General features: G+C 33.6%; 1 pseudogene. It reads right to left on the reverse strand.

Annotated elements, in window-relative coordinates:
- A pseudogene (locus SPADD19_RS13010) lies at positions 1-1379 on the reverse strand (ABC transporter permease); the annotation flags it as partial.
- Positions 1380-1567: the final 188 nt, after the last annotated feature.

Raw genomic sequence — 1567 nt, forward strand, 5'->3', positions numbered from 1 at the left:
AATTTCAAATACCAAAATGGTTTTTTAGGGACATGCTGGTATGTCCCATAGACTGCATCAAGGGACTCCTGATTAAGAAATTGTCCTTGGGCAATATAGACACCCGGAAGCTCAGATATACGCTGGTAAAAGTTATACATACTACGCTCAAGGGAATTTGTAGTTCCTGCATATGTACCTACATCATCTCCCTCAGCAAAGCTGGAGATAACGTACATATCTTCAACATTCTTCCACTCCCTAGATACTTTCATATTATCAATAAACTGATTCATTGGAGCATCTAAAGAGTAACTGATTGCGATTAACAAACCAGCTACCAAGGTATAGAATAACAAGCAGGTTACCATTAAAGGCTTCATTGGTAATCGTTTATGAATTGCTGCTAATGGAGAAACCGAATAAACAATAATTGTTGGAATAATGAATATCAATAGTAGCAACAAGACTGAGAGGCTGACTCCAGCAAAAACTAGAATAAACGATGATAAACCAAAACTAGACCAGCCTGACAACAACCAACTACATAAAGAGATAATAGGAATAATATAGATTGAAAATAGTAGAGAATTTTTGAAAAAAGCAGACCATAATTCTTTTCTATCCCATCCTAAGAGAATCAATGTTCCGAAATGTTTAAAGGATTGAAGAACACAGATTAAGAATAGGATCAGTAAAATGAAGGCATTTACTAAGATGCTGATAGCAAGTATTATTCCCCAAATTCCCTGATCCGTACTACTTCCAAAACTTTCTTTTGTCAAATCCTCAACAGAAATACCTGACACCTTTGAAAGATGCAGCAAAAAGTTATCTCTTGAGACAGCATCGCGGAGACCATTGATATGGTAGATCCCATTAATCGTATTAGTGTTTTGGAAAGTATAATCTAATCGTTCAATGACTACAGGTGTGCTAAATAATAAATCTGGAAGCTCGTAAAGCATATTATTTGAGCCTTTGTCAAGTCCAATAGTCATACTATTATCACTATGAGATAATAAATTTGCAAATTGTTGTTGTGAGACAACTATTTTACCCGTACTTTCAAAATCTGAAAAACCAGCAGAGCTACCAAGGATGTCTATATAAATCCTATTTAGACCTTCTCCTGTATCACTACTTTCAGAACGTTTTGTCCATATGGACAAGTCACTCTGTTCTAAAAAATAATTAAATACATCTTGTGATTGCTTTTCTGTTAACTTCTGAAGATAAACTGTTACGGTCCCGGAATGATGATTATAACTCTGCCATGACTGTTGATACTGTAAACCTGCTAAAAAAATTGCCACCAGAGCAAGTAAGACACTCTGGATGGCAATCAAAAACAGGATTAAGTATTTCATTTTACCTAATAGCATGTTTTTGTATGTCATACGTACTTACCTACAATTCCACGTTTTTTTCTCACGCAATGAAACCCCTTTCTGTTTCCTTGTTTTTATTCTAACATATATATTTTTATTTAGCCATTTTTTTATTGTTTATTGAACTTTTTTTATTACCATAAAGAATATTTTATTCCTTTAACTTGCTATTTTGAACTAAAAATTTTATAATAAAA

The organism is Streptococcus parasanguinis, assembly GCF_001578955.1.
Taxonomy (GTDB): Bacteria; Bacillota; Bacilli; order Lactobacillales; family Streptococcaceae; genus Streptococcus; species Streptococcus parasanguinis_U.